The sequence below is a fragment of the Marinobacter sp. es.048 genome (assembly GCF_900188435.1).
In the GTDB taxonomy this organism is placed as follows: Bacteria; Pseudomonadota; Gammaproteobacteria; order Pseudomonadales; family Oleiphilaceae; genus Marinobacter.
The window spans coordinates 1328602-1346999 of the sequence record NZ_FYFA01000001.1 but is presented as its reverse complement, the minus strand read 5'-3'; the positions used below and the strand labels follow the sequence as shown (position 1 = coordinate 1346999).

Annotated in this window: 13 protein-coding genes; 8 read left to right on the top strand and 5 right to left on the bottom strand. The window is 56.8% G+C overall.

Annotated features, from left to right (window positions below; genetic code table 11):
* Position 1: 1 nt before the first annotated feature.
* The 3 genes from narH to CFT65_RS06170 form a co-directional block, all read right to left on the bottom strand.
* Positions 2-1576 carry a nitrate reductase subunit beta gene (gene narH, locus CFT65_RS06180; RefSeq protein WP_088827100.1) on the bottom strand — a complete coding sequence of 525 codons (1575 nt, stop codon included), beginning with the start codon at positions 1574-1576 and terminating at the stop codon, positions 2-4.
* Positions 1573-5316 (bottom strand): nitrate reductase subunit alpha, encoded by a 3744-nt coding sequence (locus CFT65_RS06175; RefSeq protein ID WP_088827099.1) that lies wholly within the window; start codon positions 5314-5316, stop codon positions 1573-1575. Before CFT65_RS06175 ends, narH begins: the two co-directional genes overlap by 4 nt.
* A gap of 120 nt (positions 5317-5436) precedes the next feature.
* Positions 5437-6705 carry an MFS transporter gene (locus tag CFT65_RS06170; RefSeq protein WP_088827098.1) on the bottom strand — a complete coding sequence of 423 codons (1269 nt, stop codon included), beginning with the start codon at positions 6703-6705 and terminating at the stop codon, positions 5437-5439.
* A 181-nt stretch (positions 6706-6886) separates the two neighbouring features.
* On the opposite strand from CFT65_RS06170, the gene CFT65_RS06165 reads away from it, so the two are divergent.
* The 5 genes from CFT65_RS06165 to CFT65_RS06145 all read left to right on the top strand — a co-directional run bounded on the left by CFT65_RS06165 (position 6887) and on the right by CFT65_RS06145 (position 12418).
* Positions 6887-8746: an ATP-binding protein gene (locus CFT65_RS06165; protein WP_088827097.1), complete on the top strand. Its 1860-nt coding sequence runs from the start codon at positions 6887-6889 to the stop codon at positions 8744-8746.
* A 17-nt stretch (positions 8747-8763) separates the two neighbouring features.
* Positions 8764-9423 (top strand): two-component system response regulator NarL, encoded by a 660-nt coding sequence (gene narL, locus CFT65_RS06160; protein ID WP_088827096.1) that lies wholly within the window; start codon positions 8764-8766, stop codon positions 9421-9423.
* A gap of 191 nt (positions 9424-9614) precedes the next feature.
* Positions 9615-9938: a ubiquinone anaerobic biosynthesis accessory factor UbiT gene (gene ubiT / locus CFT65_RS06155; RefSeq protein WP_228705785.1), complete on the top strand. Its 324-nt coding sequence runs from the start codon at positions 9615-9617 to the stop codon at positions 9936-9938.
* A 468-nt stretch (positions 9939-10406) separates the two neighbouring features.
* Positions 10407-11900 carry a diguanylate cyclase gene (locus CFT65_RS06150; RefSeq protein ID WP_172408427.1) on the top strand — a complete coding sequence of 498 codons (1494 nt, stop codon included), beginning with the start codon at positions 10407-10409 and terminating at the stop codon, positions 11898-11900.
* Positions 11901-12091: 191 nt separating this feature from the next.
* The gene (locus tag CFT65_RS06145) at positions 12092-12418 is read left to right on the top strand and encodes a carboxymuconolactone decarboxylase family protein (RefSeq protein WP_088827094.1); all 327 of its coding nucleotides are present in this window, start codon (positions 12092-12094) and stop codon (positions 12416-12418) included.
* Between the two features lie 62 nt (positions 12419-12480).
* Here the strand turns inward: CFT65_RS06145 and CFT65_RS06140 are convergent, their stop codons facing one another.
* Complete coding sequence (locus CFT65_RS06140) at positions 12481-12684, bottom strand: DUF2892 domain-containing protein (protein WP_088827093.1); 204 nt, start codon at positions 12682-12684, stop codon at positions 12481-12483.
* Between the two features lie 735 nt (positions 12685-13419).
* Between CFT65_RS06140 and CFT65_RS19105 the strand changes: the two genes are divergently transcribed.
* Positions 13420-13773, top strand: coding sequence for a hypothetical protein (locus CFT65_RS19105; RefSeq protein ID WP_216360411.1), 354 nt, complete (start codon positions 13420-13422; stop codon positions 13771-13773).
* Between the two features lie 50 nt (positions 13774-13823).
* Here the strand turns inward: CFT65_RS19105 and hemN are convergent, their stop codons facing one another.
* Positions 13824-15242: an oxygen-independent coproporphyrinogen III oxidase gene (gene hemN, locus CFT65_RS06125; protein WP_088827092.1), complete on the bottom strand. Its 1419-nt coding sequence runs from the start codon at positions 15240-15242 to the stop codon at positions 13824-13826.
* A 250-nt stretch (positions 15243-15492) separates the two neighbouring features.
* Between hemN and CFT65_RS06120 the strand changes: the two genes are divergently transcribed.
* Entirely contained in the window at positions 15493-17025 is a 1533-nt protein-coding gene (locus CFT65_RS06120; protein WP_088827091.1) for a cryptochrome/photolyase family protein, read from the top strand.
* A gap of 128 nt (positions 17026-17153) precedes the next feature.
* Positions 17154-18398, top strand: coding sequence for a substrate-binding periplasmic protein (locus tag CFT65_RS06115; RefSeq protein WP_088827090.1), 1245 nt, complete (start codon positions 17154-17156; stop codon positions 18396-18398).

Here is an 18398-nt window from a genome sequence, read left to right as displayed (position 1 = left end):
CTTATTCCTGCAGCTGTTTCGGGTCAACCTGCTTCACGGTCGACAACTTCTGGACCATGCTGGTGGTCTGTTTGCGGCCACCGAACATGTTGAATTTGCTGTCGCCGTTGCAGCCTTCACCGAAGCTGAAGCCGCAGCCGTTGCGCTCACCATGGGCGGTAGCATCGGGGAAGGCTTCCTTCGCCAGCTCGCGGTGGCTGGTGGGAATCACGAAGCGGTCCTCATAGTTGGCAATGGCCAGGTAACGATACATTTCATCCGCCTGGGCCTTCGTCAGACCGGCTTCCTCAAGGGCGCGCAGGTCTTCTTTGCCTTCCACGGTTTCGGCACGCTTGTAAAGGCGCATGGCCATGATCCGCTTTAGGGCCCGGACAATCGGCTTCTCGTCACCGGCGGTGAGCAGGTTGGCCAGGTATTTCACAGGGATCCTCAGGCTCTCGATCTTGGGCAGTATGCCGTCAAACTCGACCTTGCCGGCTTCCGCCGCAGACTGGATTGGGCTCAGCGGTGGCACGTACCAGACCATGGGCAGGGTGCGGTATTCCGGATGCAGCGGCAGGGCCAGCTTCCAGTCCACTGCCATTTTGTAGACCGGGCTCTGCTGGGCGGCTTCGATCACGTTCATCGGAATGCCGTCTTTCTTGGCCTGTTCGATCACTTTCGGATCGAACGGGTCCAGGAAGATTTCCAGCTGCTTTTCGTACAGCTCATGCTCTCCCGGTGCGCTGGCCACTTCTTCGATGCGGTCTGCGTCATACAGCAGCACGCCGAGGTAGCGAATCCGGCCGACACAGGTCTCGGAGCAAACAGTGGGCATACCGGCTTCGATCCGCGGGTAGCAGAAAATGCACTTCTCGGATTTGCCGGTCTTCCAGTTGAAGTAGATCTTCTTGTATGGGCAGCCGGAGACACACATCCGCCAGCCACGACACTTGTCCTGGTCGATCAGGACGATGCCGTCTTCCTCACGCTTGTAGATGGCGCCGCTCGGGCAGCTGGCCACACAGGTGGGATTCAGACAGTGCTCGCACAGGCGCGGCAGATACATCATGAAGGTGTTTTCGAACTGCCCATAGATATCCGCCTGCACCTGGTCAAAGTTCTTGTCCTTGCGGCGCTTGGCGAACTCGGTACCGAGAATCTCTTCCCAGTTCGGGCCCCATTCGATTTTCTGCATGCGCTGGCCGGAGATCAGCGAGCGCGGCCGTGCAACCGGCTGGTGCTTGGTATCGCCGGCGGTGTGGAGGTGCTGGTAATCGAAATCAAACGGCTCATAGTAGTCGTCGATCTGGGGCAGATCGGGGTTGGCGAAGATGTTCGCCAGTACCCGGAAACGGCCACCGATCTTCGGACGGATCTTGCCAGAGCTGTCACGCATCCAGCCGCCCTTCCACTTGTCCTGGTTCTCCCACTCTTTCGGGTAGCCGATACCAGGCTTGGTCTCGACGTTGTTGAACCAGGCGTATTCCATGCCTTCACGGCTGGTCCATACGTTTTTGCAGGTTACTGAACAGGTGTGGCAACCGATGCACTTGTCCAGGTTCAGCACCATGCCGACTTGGGAACGGATTTTCATTTTACAGCCTCCTGAACAGTGTCATTGCCTTCGCCGTCGAGCCAGTCGACGTTGTGCATCTTGCGAACCACCACGAATTCGTCGCGGTTGGAACCTACGGTGCCGTAGTAATTGAAACCGTAGGAATACTGGGCGTAGCCGCCGATCATGTGGGTCGGCTTCGGGCACACCCGGGTGACCGAGTTGTGGATACCGCCACGGGTACCGGTGATTTCCGAGCCCGGAATGTTCACGATCCGCTCCTGGGCGTGGTACATCATCACCATGCCCGGCATCACGCGTTGGCTTACCACCGCGCGGGCGGCGATGGCGCCGTTGGCGTTGAACAGTTCGATCCAGTCGTTGTCCTCGATATTCAGTTCTTTCGCATCGTCTTCGCTCAGCCAAACAATCGGACCACCGCGGGACAGGGTCAGCATCAACAGGTTGTCGCTGTAGGTGCTGTGGATACCCCACTTCTGGTGCGGCGTTATCCAGTTCAGCGCTTTCTCGGCATTGCCGTTGCTGCGCTGGTTCAGCATGCTGCTGACCGTCTTGGTGTTGATCGGCGGGCGGTAGACCAGCAGGCTTTCACCAAAGGCGCGCATCCACTCGTGGTCCTGGTAGAACTGCTGACGACCGGTCAGTGTGCGCCAGGGGATCAGTTCGTGGACGTTGGTATAGCCGGCGTTGTAGGACACATGCTCGTCTTCCAGGCCGGACCAGGTCGGGCTGGAGATGATCTTGCGCGGCTGAGCCACAACGTCCCGGAAGCGGATTTTTTCCTCTTCCTTGTTCTTCGCCAGGTGGGTGTGATCCAGTCCGGTAAACTCGGACAGGGCCGCCCAGGCCTTTACAGCAACCTGGCCATTGGTTTCCGGCGCCAGGGTCAGGATCACTTCCGCTGCGTCAATGGCACTTTCAATTTTCGGACGGCCCGCGTTAGCGCCGTCGATGTGCTTGTAGTTCAGCTCACCCAGGAACTTCACTTCTTTCTCGGTATTCCAGTTGATGCCCTTGCCACCGTTACCCAGCTTGTCGAGCAGCGGCCCGAGCGAGGTGAAACGTGCGTAGGTGTTCGGGTAGTCCCGCTCAACGGTGATGAAGTTGGGCGCGGTCTTGCCCGGGATCAGGTCGCACTCACCGCGCTTCCAGTCCTTCACATCGAACGGCTGACCAAGCTCCGCCGGTGCGTCGTGCAGCAACGGCAGGGTAACCACGTCTTTCTCGACACCCAGGTGGCCTTCGGTCGCCTTTGAGAATGCTTTGGCAATGCCCTTATAGATTTCCCAGTCACTACGCGCTTCCCAGGCCGGATCGGTGGCTGCGGTCAGCGGGTGGATGAACGGGTGCATGTCCGATGTGTTCAGGTCGTTCTTCTCATACCAGGTGGCCGTCGGCAGAACGATGTCTGAATACAGACAGGTGGTGGACATACGGAAGTCCAGAGTCACCAACAGGTCGAGCTTGCCTTCCGGCGCCTCGTCATGCCATTTGACCTCTTTCGGCTTGGCGCCACCTTCGTGCCCCAGGTCCTTGCCCTGCAGGCCACTCTTGGTGCCCAGCAGATACTTGAGCATGTACTCGTGGCCCTTGCCTGAGGAACCCAGCAGGTTGGAGCGCCAGATAAACAGGTTGCGCGGATGGTTCTGGGGCGCTTCCGGATCCTCACTGGCAAACGCCAGGGAACCGTCCTTCATGGACTGGGCTACGTAATCCGCCACATCCATGCCTGCCTTCTCGGCTTCGGCGGCAATACCCAACGGATTGCGATTCAACTGTGGAGCAGACGGCAACCAACCCATGCGCTCGGCACGTACGTTGTAGTCGATCAGGCTGCCACCGAATTTGGACTTGTCCGCCAGCGGTGACAGGATCTCGTCGACGCCCAGCTTCTCATAGCGCCACTGACCGGAGTGGGCGTAGAAGAAGGAGGTAGAGTTCATATGGCGGGGTGGACGCTGCCAGTCCAGACCGAACGCCAGGGGCTGCCAGCCGGTCTGCGGACGCAGTTTTTCCTGGCCAACGTAGTGGGCCCAGCCGCCACCGCTCTGGCCGATACAGCCACACATGATCAGCATGTTGATCAGGCCGCGGTAGTTCATATCCATGTGGTACCAGTGGTTCATACCAGCACCCACGATGACCATGGAGCGACCCTTGGTCTTGTCGGCGTTGTCGGCAAACTCACGGGCAATGCGGATCACCTTCTCGGCGGGCACGCCGGTGATCTTTTCCTGCCAGGCCGGGGTATAGGGCTTCACTTCGTCGTAGGAGGTGGCGCCATCATCCTCGCCCAGACCACGGCTGATGCCGTAGTTGGCGACCATCAGGTCATAGACGGTGACCACGCGACCTTCGGAGCCATCCACCAGCTGCACCTTTCGGCTACCCAGCTTGTGCTTGAGGATGTCCTTGATTTCGACGTGCTTGAAGTGGTCGTGCTCGATACCACCGAAGTACGGGAAGGCAACGTCCACAACGTCATCGTGCTTTTCGACCATGGACAACTGCAGGTTGACGTCGGAGCCCTTGGCAGTCTGCTTCAGGTTCCACTTGCCCTTCTCACCCCAGCGGTAGCCGATGGAGCCATTGGGAGCCGTCAGTTCACCGGAGGCTTCATCAATGGCGATGGTTTTCCACTCGGGGTTGTTCTCTTCACCCAATCCGTCGACCAGATCACTGGCGCGGAGGAAACGGCCCGGCACGAAGCTGCCATCGTCCTTTTCTTCCAGCATGACCAGGTAGGGCATGTCTGTGTAGCGACGTACATAGTCGGTGAAGTACTCACTGGGCTTGTCGACGTGGAACTCTTTCAGGATCACATGCCCCATGGCCATACCCAGAGCGGCATCGGTACCCTGCTTGGGGTTCATCCACTCGTCGGACAGCTTGGAGACTTCGGCGTAGTCCGGCGTAATGGCGACGGTCTTGGTGCCCTTGTAGCGCACTTCGGTGAAGAAGTGGGCATCCGGGGTACGGGTCTGGGGCACGTTGGAGCCCCAGGCAATGATGTAGCCGGAGTTGTACCAGTCGGCGGATTCCGGCACGTCGGTCTGCTCACCCCAGGTTTGCGGCGAGGCCGGTGGCAGGTCGCAGTACCAGTCGTAGAAGCTCATGCACACGCCACCGATCATGGACAGATAGCGGCTGCCCGCGGCGTAGGACACCATGGACATGGCGGGAATCGGCGAAAAGCCGATGATGCGGTCCGGACCGTGCTTCTTGGCGGTGTAGACGTTGGAGGCGCCAATCAGCTCGTTGACTTCGTTCCAGCTGGAGCGCACAAATCCACCCATACCACGGCGGGGCTTGTACTCAGCGGTTTTCTTGGGGTCTTCGACGATAGAAGCCCAGGCTTCCACCGGGTCATTGAACTGCATGCGCGCGGCACGCCAGAGCTTCATCAGATGCTTGCGCATCAGCGGGTACTTCAGGCGGTTGGCACTGTACATGTACCAGGAATAGCTGGCACCACGTGGGCAGCCGCGAGGCTCGTGGTTGGGCAGATCCGGGCGGGTACGGGGATAGTCGGTTTGCTGGGTTTCCCAGGTAACCAGGCCGTTCTTGACGTAAATTTTCCAGCTGCAGGAGCCGGTGCAGTTTACGCCGTGGGTGGAGCGCACGATCTTGTCATGCTGCCAGCGCTGGCGGTAGCTGTCTTCCCACTCGCGGCTGACTTCGTGGGTTTCGCCATGGCCGTTGGAGAACGGCTCGCGCTTCTTCCTGAAGTAATTCAGTTTATCTATCAAATGACTCATGGTCTCTCTCCGTCTGCCGGATCGTTTCTCCGATTTGAGACCATTGTGTGTGAGAAAAACCGCGAAATCTGCGTGGTTACTACCTCATAACCCGTTTCTACCACCCTGGGGGTAGGTGGCTTATATCCCCGGATGGAGAAGGTGTTCACGCTCGTGCCGTCGACTTTCCCGGGCGAACAGGAACAGACAGCCTACAAGCAGCAGGAAGAGAATCATGAAGACTGCACTACGGACGCCCAGCCAGTGATTAACGCTGCTGAAAATCACCGGCAGCACAAAGGCAACCGAACAAGCGCTAACCAGAAGCAGCCCGGCGACAAAAGCCGCCACCGGACGGTTTTCAATAATCACCAGCCGCTGGAGACTGCCCATGGTGCAGCCCATGGCAAGCCCAAGGGTAACGACAAACACACCCTCCACCCGCATGGGCAAAGCGAATTCAACGCGTATCGTGGCGTCAACGCCCTGAATAAACAGCGTCATGGGTGGGTAGGACAAGACAAACAGTGCAATCAGACAGACCATCAGTGCGCGACTGACAACCCTTGCGCTGCCGAAGCGATCGGAAAACCCTCCCCCCACGATTTGCGCCAGGGCACCCGGAATAACAAACCATTGCGCCAGCCGCGCGCCAGAGTCCACTGGCAGGTCAAATTGTGAAGACAGATAATCCGGCAGCCACAAAGCCAGCGCAAAGAAGCTGCCGGCGACGACGCCAAAATAGCCACAAAGCTGAACGGCCCGCCTGGTCTGCATACGACGCAGCAATACCCGGACCGATGTTTCAGCGGTCGGGTCCGCCGCCGCGTCTTCCGGATCGGTCAGCATGATCAACAAGGCAATTACCAGCACCAGCACGATGAGATAGGCCAGTGGTACCCCGTGCCAGGAAAAGGCCTCATGAAACAGGGGCACCAGATAGTAATTGAATCCCGCGCCGGTCACGCCAGCGCCAAACACCCCCAGCACAAGGCCCAGGTGTGGGGATTCACAGTGTCCCGTCACAAATTGCAGCCCGGCACTGTAGAATCCGCCAGCGAGCCCGAGGCCGCCGGCGGCAATGAGGTAGCCGGGGAAGGTATCAGTGGTCAGAAGTATCACCATGCAGCCGGCCAGCCCGGCCAGACAGCCCAGCATGATTCGGCGGGCACCGAATTTCTGCGCCGCCAGACCAGCCGGGACCGCCAGCGCCGCTCCCACCGCCATCGGCATTGCCAGCAGGAATCCAAACTGAAAATTGCTGAGATCGAGTTCCGAGCGTAGATGCACCCCGGCCACCGCAAACAGAGTCCAGCACCCGGCCGCGACAACAAAGCCCGCCACCGCCAACGGCAGCACCACTGCCAATGACGCCAGCCGGTCATCTGCACGATCCGTTTCGGACTTCATTACTGTCGCTCTTCTGGAAACCTGCTTTTCAGTTTCATCTTTTGATCATAAAAGGGTCAAAGATTATGATGGGTTACCAACCATTGGGGTAATTGACTATCCTCAAGGAGGTATCAGGGAATGTTCTGGCCGGGCATAATTCATTCTGACCAGCCAAACACATCGATGCGCAAAAGATTAAATGACACCAAGAAGCCCGCTTGTAACCCGAATCGCCATCGTCGTTGGCGCCGTGGTACTGACAGCCCTTGTCAGCATGGCGACCACGCTTGCGGTGTCCAAAAGCATCGAAGGCAACGCCACCGCGATCAATCTGGCGGGTGCCCTCCGCATGGGGGCTTTCCAGCTGCTTGCCCGGAGCGCAGGTCCTGTCGTCTCAGGGTCCGATCAGGACTCAATCGGACACATGCTGGACCGTTACGAAACCAAGCTGGGTGACGCCAGCATCTCCAACGCCATCCCGGAGAGCCGTGGCCATCCGCTCGCCACCCAGTACCAAACCATTCTGGAATCCTGGGCGACTATGCTCCGGCCTGCCCTGCAGGAACACGACCAGGGCACACCTGTTTCCGCAGCCATGCTGGCCTCAACCCAGAATTACGTGAATGACGTGGACCAGCTAGTGAAGATGCTGGAACAGCGAACCGAAGCCCGCATTGACCTCCTGCACCTGATTCAGATCATCAGCCTGGCCTTCTCTATCCTGATCATTGTGGCGCTGTTCATTGACCTGAAGAACCGTATCTTGCAGCCACTACGCAAGCTGGTCGGTATCGCCATTGCTGTTGGCGATCAGGACTTTTCCCGTAAGGCCAACCTGGGTGGCTCCGACGAGCTGGCACAGCTGGGGCAGGCCTTTGATCAGATGACCAGCGAGCTCGCGCTTACCTACTATGAGCTGGAAGAAAGGGCTCGCCTGAAAACAGAAGAGTTGGAAAAGAGCCACACCGCGCTTCAACTACTGCACTCTGCAAGTCGCGACCTGTTTGCGAATCACGACTTGTGCCATGGGGCTATCCCCATGCTTCAGGAGCTTGAAGAGTTACTGGGCATAGGGCCTATCCGCCTTTACCTCCATGATAAGGAGTTCACCGAGCCAGTGGAGGCGATTGCAACGGCCAACCGGGAACGCCCCTTCTATTGCCGAGACCACCACTGCAATGCTTGTCTGGTAACGCCGGAGGTTTACGATGAGCTTCCAGTAGAAAACAACGACGGCCGTCGCCTGCTTTTGCCGATCCGGACACCCGGGCAGCTGCTGGGCACGCTGGAGGTCTGGTACCCAGCCGAAGAAGGCCTGTCAAAAACCTCTCGACGGCTGCTGGAAACTCTCAGCGACCAGCTGGCCACTGCCATTTTCCTCGAGCGGCAAATTACCGAGGAGCAGCAGCGGACACTTGCCGAAGAGCGTACCGTGATCGCCCGCGAACTTCATGATTCGCTGGCCCAGTCGTTGTCCTACCTGAAAATGCAGGTGGCCCGGTTGCGCCGCCTTAACATCCAAGGCGAGCAGAGAGGCATTCACGAGGGCATTCTGGATGAGCTGAGTACAGGCCTGAACAGCGCCTACCGCCAGCTTCGGGAATTGCTGGCCACCTTCCGATTGAAACTGGACACACCCGATCTTGCGACCGCCTTGGAAAAGACCATTGAAGAGTTTTCCGAGCGACTGGGTAAGCCCGTCGGATTGCAGTACAATCTGCCGCTTCAGACCTTGTCGCCGAATGAAGAGATCCATACCCTGCAGATCGTGAGGGAAGGTCTGGCCAACGCGGTTAAACATGCGGATGCCACAGACATAAGCGTGGATGTTCTGTTCGAATCGCCGCAGGTGAGGGTTCGGATTCGAGACAATGGCAAGGGGCTGCCTGGCACTGACCAGCCGATTAACCATTACGGCCTGATCATCATGCAGGACCGTGCCCGAACTCTGGGCGGTAAGGTGGAAGTACAGAACCACGAACAAGGGGGCGTGGAAGTCACTCTGTCTTTTGTTCCAAAAAGCCGCAATCTGATTCCCACAACAGCGTCAAACGCCTGATAACAAGAGAGAAACCGATGTCTGAGTCACCCGCAAACATCCTGCTGATTGATGATCATCCGCTTCTTCGCCAGGGCATCAAACAGCTGATCGAGATGGAAGACGATATGGTCGTGGCCGGTGAGGCCAGTAACGCTGCCGACGGCATACGGCTGGCAACCGAGCTGGAGCCCGATCTGATCCTGATGGACCTGAACATGCCGGAGATGGACGGCATCGAAGCCCTCAAGAAGTTGCGGGAACAAAACATCAGCTCCCGCATCGTAATGTTCACGGTCTCTGACCAGGAAGACGACGTGGTGGCGGCGCTTCGGGCCGGCGCAGACGGCTACCTGCTGAAGGACATGGAGCCGGAAGACATGATCACCCAGCTTCATCAGGCGGCGGTCGGCAAAATGGTGATCAGCGAGCGACTCACCACGCTGCTTGCACAGGCGCTGCGCTCCAACAAACCTCAGCAGGCTTCACGCCCGGATTTCGACAGCCTGACGCCGCGGGAAAAGGATATTCTGCGCCTGATCGCCGAGGGCCTGTCCAACAAGATGATTGGTCGCAAACTCGATATCAGCGACGGCACCGTAAAGGTCCACGTAAAGCACCTGCTGAAGAAATTGAACCTGCGCTCACGAGTGGAGGTTGCCGTCTGGGCTGTAGAGGAAGGCCTTCACAAAGGCTGAGCTATCTCGAATCATTCCGAACGGCTTGCTTCACTCTGTTCAGGTTTCTGACCGCCAGGAGTAAAGCATGCCCTTTTCGCTACCCACCGTTGCATCTATATGCTCCCCCCTGCTTGGGCAAACACTCTCGGTTCTTCGGTAATACCTGCCCCCCCGTGCCGATGCTTGGCTCCATTGATCGCAGAATCCCGATGCCTCTAAAGCAACTGGCTGCCGAGGCACCCCTGAATCGCCTGTTTGCTCAAGCCATCAGTGACGGAGAATTCGATGACTTCGAGGGCCGCCGCATTCGGCAAGAAGTAAATGGCGGGCAACCCGGTATCACCATTGGCTTCTGGGCCGGTCGTCTTCGCGTGATCGACGGCACCTGGGAGGCAACGATCCGTGGCTCACTGGCTGCATTCAAAACCCTGGCAGAGCGAAGACAGGATCCCGATCAGCTGTTTTTTCAACGTCACCTGATAATCGAAAGCGATACTGAACTGGGACTGGCTCCAAAAAAATCTGTTGGATAGCCTGGAATGGAATGTCAGTCTGCAATATCTGTTGCACTCGTAGTTTTCCAATATTAGCGGTGATTATTCACCATTTCCGAATTTCCGAGGGCTGGTTTCGAAATCTTTGTCTAAGGGGAGGATCTCGAAAGTCGTTGGTTCGTCGAAGTGTGCTTTTACCAAATGGAATATCCTCTGTCGAAACGACGATACTGGCAAAATAGACCATTGCACAGCCAATAACCTGCCAAATTGCTCAACGCGATTATTTGCGTTAGGTTTGCGTTTACTCATGATTAGGTAGCCCTGATATAGGTATCGCAACGACTTTAATAGTGGGCGACAATTAACCGGTTAACTCTGAAAACTGATCCCGTTGAGCCGATGAGCCGTCTATCCAAAACGCCCCATGATTCAGCACAACACCCGACTATGGTGGCTGATCTTTTACAAACTCCTCTCTGGGTTTTTGATATAGAGCATCTCACGATGATCTGGGCCAATGCCGCGGGCGTTAACCTCTGGGGCGCCAAGGATCTGGATGAGCTGTGCGCCAGGGATTTCAGTGCCGAAGTATCGGTGTCGGTACGAACGCGTCTTCATGACTATTTGGCGAGGTTTCGACGAGGCGAAACCGTGGTCGAAACCTGGACCCTGTACCCTAATGGCGAGCCCTTGACCTTGCGTTGTTTATGCTCCGGCTATGAACTGCAAGATGGTGTTGGAATGCTGGTTGAAGCTCAGCCTGTCACAGAGCCGGATCTTCAGGCGCTTCGCGCCCAGGAGGCACTCCGCCATGTGCCCACTCTTTTGTCCGTCTTCGACACACAAGGCAACCTTCTTACCAGGAATCCATCAGCGCTGGCGAAACTCCCTGACGGTAATCGTTTGACGGACTGCTTTAGTCGTGAAGTGGATCAGAACCAAGTACGCTGTTGGTCAGAAAGTGGAAAAGAAAGCCTCTCACTGGAGGCGCCTGTACACACAACCTTCGGAGAGTGTTGGCACCGCCTGGATCTGCGTCGCACGATAGATCCGGCGACTGGGAAACAGGTGATACTGGTCAGTGAAACTGACATAACGTCCCGAGTAGAGAGCGAAACCGCTCTGAAAAATGCCCATGAGCGGTTCGCTGCGCTATTAAAAAACCTCCGGGGAGGCATAGTGGTTGAAGACGAAAACCGCAAAATGCTTCTTGCAAACCAGAGCTTCTGTGATCTGTTCAAGATCCCCGCGCCGCCGGAAGCCCTGAAGGGGATGGATTGCGCCTCAGCTGCAGAGCAAAGCAAAGCTCTGTTTCGCGACCCCGACGCTTTTCTCGCAGGCATTAATGGCGCCCTCACTACACGCAGAACCGCTACAGACGAGCTGTATCTCTCGGATGGCCGAATCCTCGAGCGGACTTATGTGCCCGTCTTTAACGAACAGACTTACCTCGGACACCTCTGGCAATATTGGGATATAACCAACCAGAAAAACACCATGGCCAAGCTTGAGCACGAAGCCTTCCATGACCCGCTAACCGGATTATGGAACCGGCGCCGCTTCGAGCAGTCGCTCCTCGAAACCCATGAAGAAGCGATCCGGTACAGCCAACCCTATTCCGTCGCCATGATTGATATCGACTACTTCAAAAAGGTCAATGATGAGTTTGGCCACGACGCGGGAGATGTGACATTACGGCTCCTGACTGAAGAAGTACGCCAGCGCCTGAGACAGGCGGACCGAATGGCAAGGTGGGGCGGGGAAGAGTTTGTGGTGCTACTCCCCCAAACCTCACTGGAGGGCGCACTGCTGTTGGCAGATGCCTTGCGAAAAAAGATTAAGGAAGTGTCGTTTCCTCTGATCGGCCACCAGACGATTAGCCTGGGGGTTGCAGAAGTTTCCCCCGATGAGCTTCCTCACCAGGCGTTAATGCGAGCGGATGTAGCTTTGTTCAAAGCCAAAGCCAATGGGCGGGACCGAGTAGAAGCCGCCGCCTGAAGTTCCCTGAATCGCGGTAATTTCTCTGAATCGTCGCATCAGATCTATGGCAGGGGCTGCATTATTTGCATGCACTCACCGGTTCTATAATACCGCAATGTCAGATAAGGTTTTGGCTCCATGTCAAAATCTGTCCACCGGTTTGAAACCGACCACGAACACGTGGCGGAACCCACAAACGAGGCAATCTAATGGATAAAAATGACAGCGAACTCCCCAAAACCTTCGTTGCCTTCAGCGAACGATTCCCAGAGCTGCAACGAGCGCACAAACAGCTCGGTAAAGCCCTTGCCGATGCCGGTCCTCTGGATGAGAAAAAGCGCGCTCTGGTAAAGCTTGGCGTTTGCGTTGGTGCGGGTCGCGAATCCGCGTTGAAATCCCACATTCGTCGCAGTCTGGAACTGGGCCTCACACGCGAGGATATAGAGCACGCGCTGGTGCTGGGCATGAATTCAATAGGCTTTCCAGCGACTGTCGCCGCCTGGCAGTGGGCTCAAGAAGCGCTCAGCCAGGAATAAGGTTTCGCTGAGAGATCAAAAGACGCAGAACCTGAAAGCCCAGGCTTTTACCGCGAAACACCTCAGCTGACCGGCCTTTCCTCTTTCAGGCCCATCTTTTTGAGGATCATCATGGCCGGGCACCATTTGGTGAACGAAGACTGGATTAGGTTAAGGGCAATAAACCCGGTAAAGAAAAGCCAGTAAGAGCTTACATAGTGAGCGAGAAGAATGGATATCAGGGTGAATACACCTGCCATCAGGCGAAGGCCTTCATTGATAGTCATAACGCGGCTCCTTAAGGGGACAATGTTATACCGTTTACTAATTGCGACTGTTTGGCAATGACACAAATCAGTTTCGGGAAAACCAACATTGAGGATCTTGGCTGAGCCAACACTGTGGAGTCATGAACGGCAAAGCCAGACCTTCACTTTTCAGCCCCTGTTTTGCCAGTACTTTGAGCGTAGCCACGTTGTAGACATTCACTGAAGGGCCGGTAATAAAGGGGATGCTGCTACGGATCGCAACCTGAAGGGCACTTTGATCATTCGCTTCCACCGCTAACTCGTTCTGATCACAGATTCGCCGCAAGCGTCTTCCGCCATTGGGGTTCAACAGTGAACCCTTGGGCACGAGCTTCGAGATTGTCCAGAGCATGGCGCCAGGTTTGGGCGACTGGCTGGCGGCGCGCTTATCGTTGAAGTTCAGGCCGGCAGGCTACCGACCGGGCAGACAAGTTCCATAGCACTCTCCACTGCAAGACTGCCCCTATCTTACCGTCACTTAGGCAGTAACTGCCTTGACCTTTGTCAGCGCCTCAGAATGCTCCTTTCTGTTCGCCGGCACATCGAAGGTGAGACTACCCCAGAGGAGGTACTCTGCGCACTACTACTTACCTGCGTTATTTCTTGATGTTTATCAGTCTATTAACAAACGATCACAGCAACTTACACGCCTGAAACTACCTCGCCGGCTACCCCGTCACGATTATGGCACCCGCCCGGGAGACCCCGGGATGTTTGCCGCAGCATACAATCAAACAAGGCAAGGTTACGAAACTCATAAACAACCTCTCCATGCGGGGCAAACCGATCACTCTGGTGGTACCGGCCCTGTTGGTTATTGTCTTTTTCGCGGTTGAAAGCCTAGCGCTGAACTACGGTGAGCCAAGCAACATGCGACAACTGCTCTCAAAGGTCGAACTGGCTGAAGCCGGCGATCCCCTGACTGATGCCCTGCATGGGGAACATGGCCGATCCGCTGTGTTTCTCGCCAGCAGTCCGGGAACTGATGCCGGCCTACAGCTGATGCCAGCAAGACGCAAAAGGGGCTATCCGGAAACGGACAGCCCCCTTTTTTCGCTCTGGAAATGAACATTGGGTCAGAAGAACGCGTTCTTCTGGCCCCGACTTCGCCGCTGCTGTCAGATAATCCGGGAAAACCGCTGGCTGGCGCCCTCTTTGCGGTACAGGTCGAAGATCTGGCAGATGGCCCGGATCAGCAACCGGCCCGCGGGCTGAACCTGCAGTGCACTGCCATCATCGGCAATCAATTCATCCTGAACCATGGGCTTCAGACGGCTGAGCTCATCGGCAAAATAACGGTTCAGATCTTCGTTCCAGACGTCTGCGAACAGCTGGCGATCCAGACGGAACTGGCAGATCAGCTGGCCGATTACCCAGCGGCGGATCCGGTCGTCCCGGGTCAGGTTCACGCCTTTGGTGATCGCCAGCTGGCCAGCATCGATGGCCGCTTCCCAGGAAGGCAGGTCGTGATTGTTCTGGAAATAGGCGTCGTCGGTCTGGCCGATGGCGGAAACACCCAGGGAAACAAGATCGCATTCGGAGTGGGTGGTGTAGCCCTGGAAGTTCCGGTGCAGACGGCCTTCCCGTTGCGCCACGGCCAGGCTGTCGTCCGGCTTGGCGAAGTGGTCCATGCCAATGTATTCGTACCCGGCGTCCAGCAGGCGGTTTATGGTGTTGTGCAGGATGGTCAGCTTCTGCTGCGGACTGGGCAAGGTATCACCCTGAATCCGGGTCTGCGGATAGAACCGGTCGGGCAGGTGCGCGTAGCTGAACACAGAGAGCCGGTCCGGGGACATTTCAATCACCGCTTCCAGGGTTTCGGCAAAGCTTTCCGGGGTCTGATGCGGCAGGCCGTAGATCAGGTCTAGGTTAATGGACCGGAAGCCGATTCGACGCGTTTCATTCAGCACGGCTTCGGTCATCTCTCTCGGCTGAATGCGATTCACCGCTTTCTGGACCTGGGGATTCACATCCTGAACGCCCAGACTGATCCGGTTGAAACCCAGTTTCCAGAGGGTTGGCAGGGTGTCCTGGTCCACTTCCCGTGGGTCGATCTCCACACTGTAATCCCGCTCATCACCGGTTTGCAGGTTAAACAGCTCCCCGTATCCCGCCATCAGGTGTTCCATCACATCTTTTGGCAAAAATGTCGGCGTACCACCGCCCCAATGCAGCTGGGTCACCGGTCGGTCAGCCCCGAACAGTTTTGACTGAATGGCCGCCTCTTTCAGCACCCGCTCCACGTAGGGCATGGCCTTGTCGCGCTTTTTGGTGATGACCTTATTGCAGGCACAGTAGTAGCAAAGGTGCGCGCAAAACGGCAGGTGGGTGTAGAGCGACAGCGGCCGACCACTGACCTTGCTGCGAGCTGCGGCTTTGACCATATCTTCAACAGGGTAGTTCTGGTTGAACTCAACAGCCGTGGGGTAGGAAGTGTACCTTGGACCACTGAGATCATAGCGGCGGATCAAGGCGTCATCCCAGATGAATTCTGGCAGTGTTGAGTCTTGCGTTCTGAGTGCGGGGATGGAGGTCATGGCAAACTCGGGGTCAGATGAAATCGGGGTCAGATGAACGTTTCATCTGACCCCATGTTCAGGGAAGCTGACGCATTTTAGGACAATCCCTGACGTCTCTTTTTGATGCGTGTCAGCTGAACGTTGGTTTCAGTTTACCAGCGCTGTTTATGAACCACCCTTGGGCTCTTGGCGTACTTGGATTACCCCTTTGTAGGCATTGGCTGATGTCATTGCACCCGCAACTTTTAAGACTGGAGAAATCTTCACTATGGCAAACCTGATCCTGATCCTCGGCGACCAATTAACGAGAGACATCAGCGCCCTCGATGACGCCGACCGAGACCGGGATCTGGTGGTGATGGCGGAGGTTCATGACGAGGCGAGCTACACCAACCACCACAAGAAGAAAATCGTGCTGCTGTTCAGCGCCATGCGCCACTTCGCACAGCAACTGGAGAGCGATGGCTGGCACGTTCATTACCAGGCCTATCACCCGGACAACGAACACCAGAGCCTTGAAGCAGTGGTTGGCGAACAGGTAAAGCGGATCGGTGCAGAGAAAGTGATCACCACTGAGTGTGGCGAATGGCGGTTGCATGAACAGATCAGTGGATGGCATGAACGCCTTGGGGTGCCGGTGGAGATCCGGCCGGATGCACGGTTTATTGCCACCAAACGGGAATTTGCCGACTGGGCGGAAGGCCGCAAGCAATTGCGTATGGAGTTTTTCTACCGGGAGATGCGTCGCAAGACCGGTTTGCTGATGACCGCCGAGGGCGAACCGGAGGGCGGGCAGTGGAACTTTGACGCAGATAACCGGAAGAAATGGACCGGGAAGCCGCCGGCACCCGCGCCATTCCGGATAGAGCCAGATGGCATGACTCAGGATGTGATCAGCCTGGTGGACGAGCATTTCAGAGATCACTTCGGCACTACAGACGACTTCCACTTTGCCGTGACGGCCGAGGACGCGCAGGCGGCGCTCGAGCACTTCATCGACTTTGCCCTGCCCTGCTTCGGCGACTATCAGGACGCGATTTCAGACACCGAAGACTGGCTGTTCCATTCCATTCTGTCGCCCTACATTAATTCCGGGCTGCAGGATCCGGTGACGGTTTGCGAGGCTGCGGCCCAGGCGTGGTATTCGGGCCGGGCTCCGATCAATGCCGTGGAAGGGTTTATCCGGCAGATTCTGGGCTGGCGCGAATTCGTGCGGGGTATCTACTGGATGAACATGCCGGGGTATGCGAAAGAGAACCGCCTGGGCAACACCCGTGCCCTGCCCTGGTTCTACTGGACCGGTGACACAAAAATGCGCTGCATGCACAAGGCCATCGATGCCACCCGCCGCAACGCCTACGCCCACCACATCCAACGATTAATGGTTACCGGCAACTTCGCGTTGCTGGCGGGCATCAAGCCGGAGGAAATCTGCGACTGGTACCTGGCGGTGTACGCCGATGCCTACGACTGGGTGGAACTGCCCAACGTTCTGGGCATGGTGATGCATGCCGATGGCGGCTATCTGGGCTCAAAGCCCTACGCCGCCAGCGGCAAGTATATCCAGCGCATGTCCGACCACTGCGCCAACTGCCACTACAAAGTGAACAAGGCCACCGAAGATGACGCCTGCCCGTTCAACGCCCTGTACTGGCATTTCATCGATCGCCATCGGGACGACTTCGCCAAAAACCCGCGGATGGGCATGATGTACCGGAACTGGGAAAAGCAGAAACCGGAAAAGCGGGAGGCGCTGCTCCGGCGCGCCGGGGATTTACTGGCGAATCTGGAGCAGCTCTAGACGAATCTCCACAGAAGAGTTCTGGAAAGATTCGTTAACGACATGTGAACTAACGTTGTGCAGCAAAAGCCCCGCATTGGTGCTAGCCTGACATAAGGATTGTAAACACCACGGACGCGGCCCTTACCATGAACCTTCGACTCGCTCTGAGTCTGACACTGATACTGGCTTCACCCGTGTGTCAGGCCCAGCCTCCGACACTGAACCTATACACCTTCGAAAGCCCACCCTATCAGGTGGCAAGCCAGGGGAAGGATGGAGCCAATCGAATTTCCGGTGAAACCGCAGACACGGTGGTTTGTGCCGCTAATCGCGCTGGCTGGGCGACACGCATCCGGATTACGCCCCAGAATCGCGCCATGCACTCGCTGGAACGCAACATGATCGATGGCTATTTTGCCATTGATCCCTCTGCAGAGCTGGACAACATAGCAAAACGCAGCGATCCGGTGGCTCTGGAGAAGTGGTACTTCTTTACCAGAGGCGACCAACTCGTCAGCGATAATCTGAGGATCGGGGTTGTTGATGGCAGCAATGAAGAAGCCTGGCTGGAAGCCAATGACTATTCGGTTTTTCTCAGCGTTACCTCGGCTTCGCAACTTCTCGCCCTTCTGAAGCGTGAGCGTATTGATGCGGCTCTGATGGATGAACGTGTCATGAACGGCCTGCTCCTGGAAAACGGAGGGCCTGGCATGGTTCTGGAGCGACATTTCGTTCGCTACGCGCCGCTTTACCTTTATCTCAGCGAATCCTTTGCTTCCAGCTATCCGGAGTTTCTTGGCACCTTCAATCGCACGCTGAACAGTTGCATGGCCGGTCACCTCGCCCTGTCGGACGAGGAAGAACGTCGTATCCGGACCCTCTCGGAAAACCTGATCAGCGAGGTCAGCAGCGCTCTGGATATCCCACAGATTATCGCTTCGGGCCCGAGACAGGAAAGCTTCACAGACGTGATGACTCAGGACAGCATGTGGCAGGCTATGGCACCGTTTGCCTCCACGCAACTGGCCGACCGGATTCTTGCTCTGGCGGGCTCGCGAACCTTGCATGGCTGGAAAGTGGCGCAAGGCGGCCTCGTTACGGAGGCCATGATCATGAATAGCATGGGAACTCTGGCGGCGATGAGCCAACTTACCACCGATTACTGGCAAGGAGATGAAGCCAAGTTTCAGAAAGTGCTGGACGCCACCCGCCAAGGTCTCAAGGGAATGGAGGCGCTGTATATTTCACCAATCCGCTACGACGCCTCCACGTCCCGATTTCAGGTCACCGTAAGCGCTCCGGTCAGCCCGATTTCCGATGGCGTTCCTCTCGGCGTCCTCATGTTGGGGCTGGATGCCGAAGACGCATTACGTGCCCTCGAACGCCCCTGA

What these genes read in the sequence shown, in the direction of transcription:
- narH (WP_088827100.1), bottom strand. Translation starts at nt 1,576, where the DNA reads ATGAAAATCCGTTCCCAAGTCGGCATGGTGCTGAACCTGGACAAGTGC.
- CFT65_RS06175 (WP_088827099.1), bottom strand. Translation starts at nt 5,316, where the DNA reads ATGAGTCATTTGATAGATAAACTGAATTACTTCAGGAAGAAGCGCGAG.
- CFT65_RS06170 (WP_088827098.1), bottom strand. Translation starts at nt 6,705, where the DNA reads ATGAAGTCCGAAACGGATCGTGCAGATGACCGGCTGGCGTCATTGGCA.
- CFT65_RS06165 (WP_088827097.1), top strand. Translation starts at nt 6,887, where the DNA reads ATGACACCAAGAAGCCCGCTTGTAACCCGAATCGCCATCGTCGTTGGC.
- narL (WP_088827096.1), top strand. Translation starts at nt 8,764, where the DNA reads ATGTCTGAGTCACCCGCAAACATCCTGCTGATTGATGATCATCCGCTT.
- ubiT (WP_228705785.1), top strand. Translation starts at nt 9,615, where the DNA reads ATGCCTCTAAAGCAACTGGCTGCCGAGGCACCCCTGAATCGCCTGTTT.
- CFT65_RS06150 (WP_172408427.1), top strand. Translation starts at nt 10,407, where the DNA reads ATGATCTGGGCCAATGCCGCGGGCGTTAACCTCTGGGGCGCCAAGGAT.
- CFT65_RS06145 (WP_088827094.1), top strand. Translation starts at nt 12,092, where the DNA reads ATGGATAAAAATGACAGCGAACTCCCCAAAACCTTCGTTGCCTTCAGC.
- CFT65_RS06140 (WP_088827093.1), bottom strand. Translation starts at nt 12,684, where the DNA reads ATGACTATCAATGAAGGCCTTCGCCTGATGGCAGGTGTATTCACCCTG.
- hemN (WP_088827092.1), bottom strand. Translation starts at nt 15,242, where the DNA reads ATGACCTCCATCCCCGCACTCAGAACGCAAGACTCAACACTGCCAGAA.
- CFT65_RS06120 (WP_088827091.1), top strand. Translation starts at nt 15,493, where the DNA reads ATGGCAAACCTGATCCTGATCCTCGGCGACCAATTAACGAGAGACATC.
- CFT65_RS06115 (WP_088827090.1), top strand. Translation starts at nt 17,154, where the DNA reads ATGAACCTTCGACTCGCTCTGAGTCTGACACTGATACTGGCTTCACCC.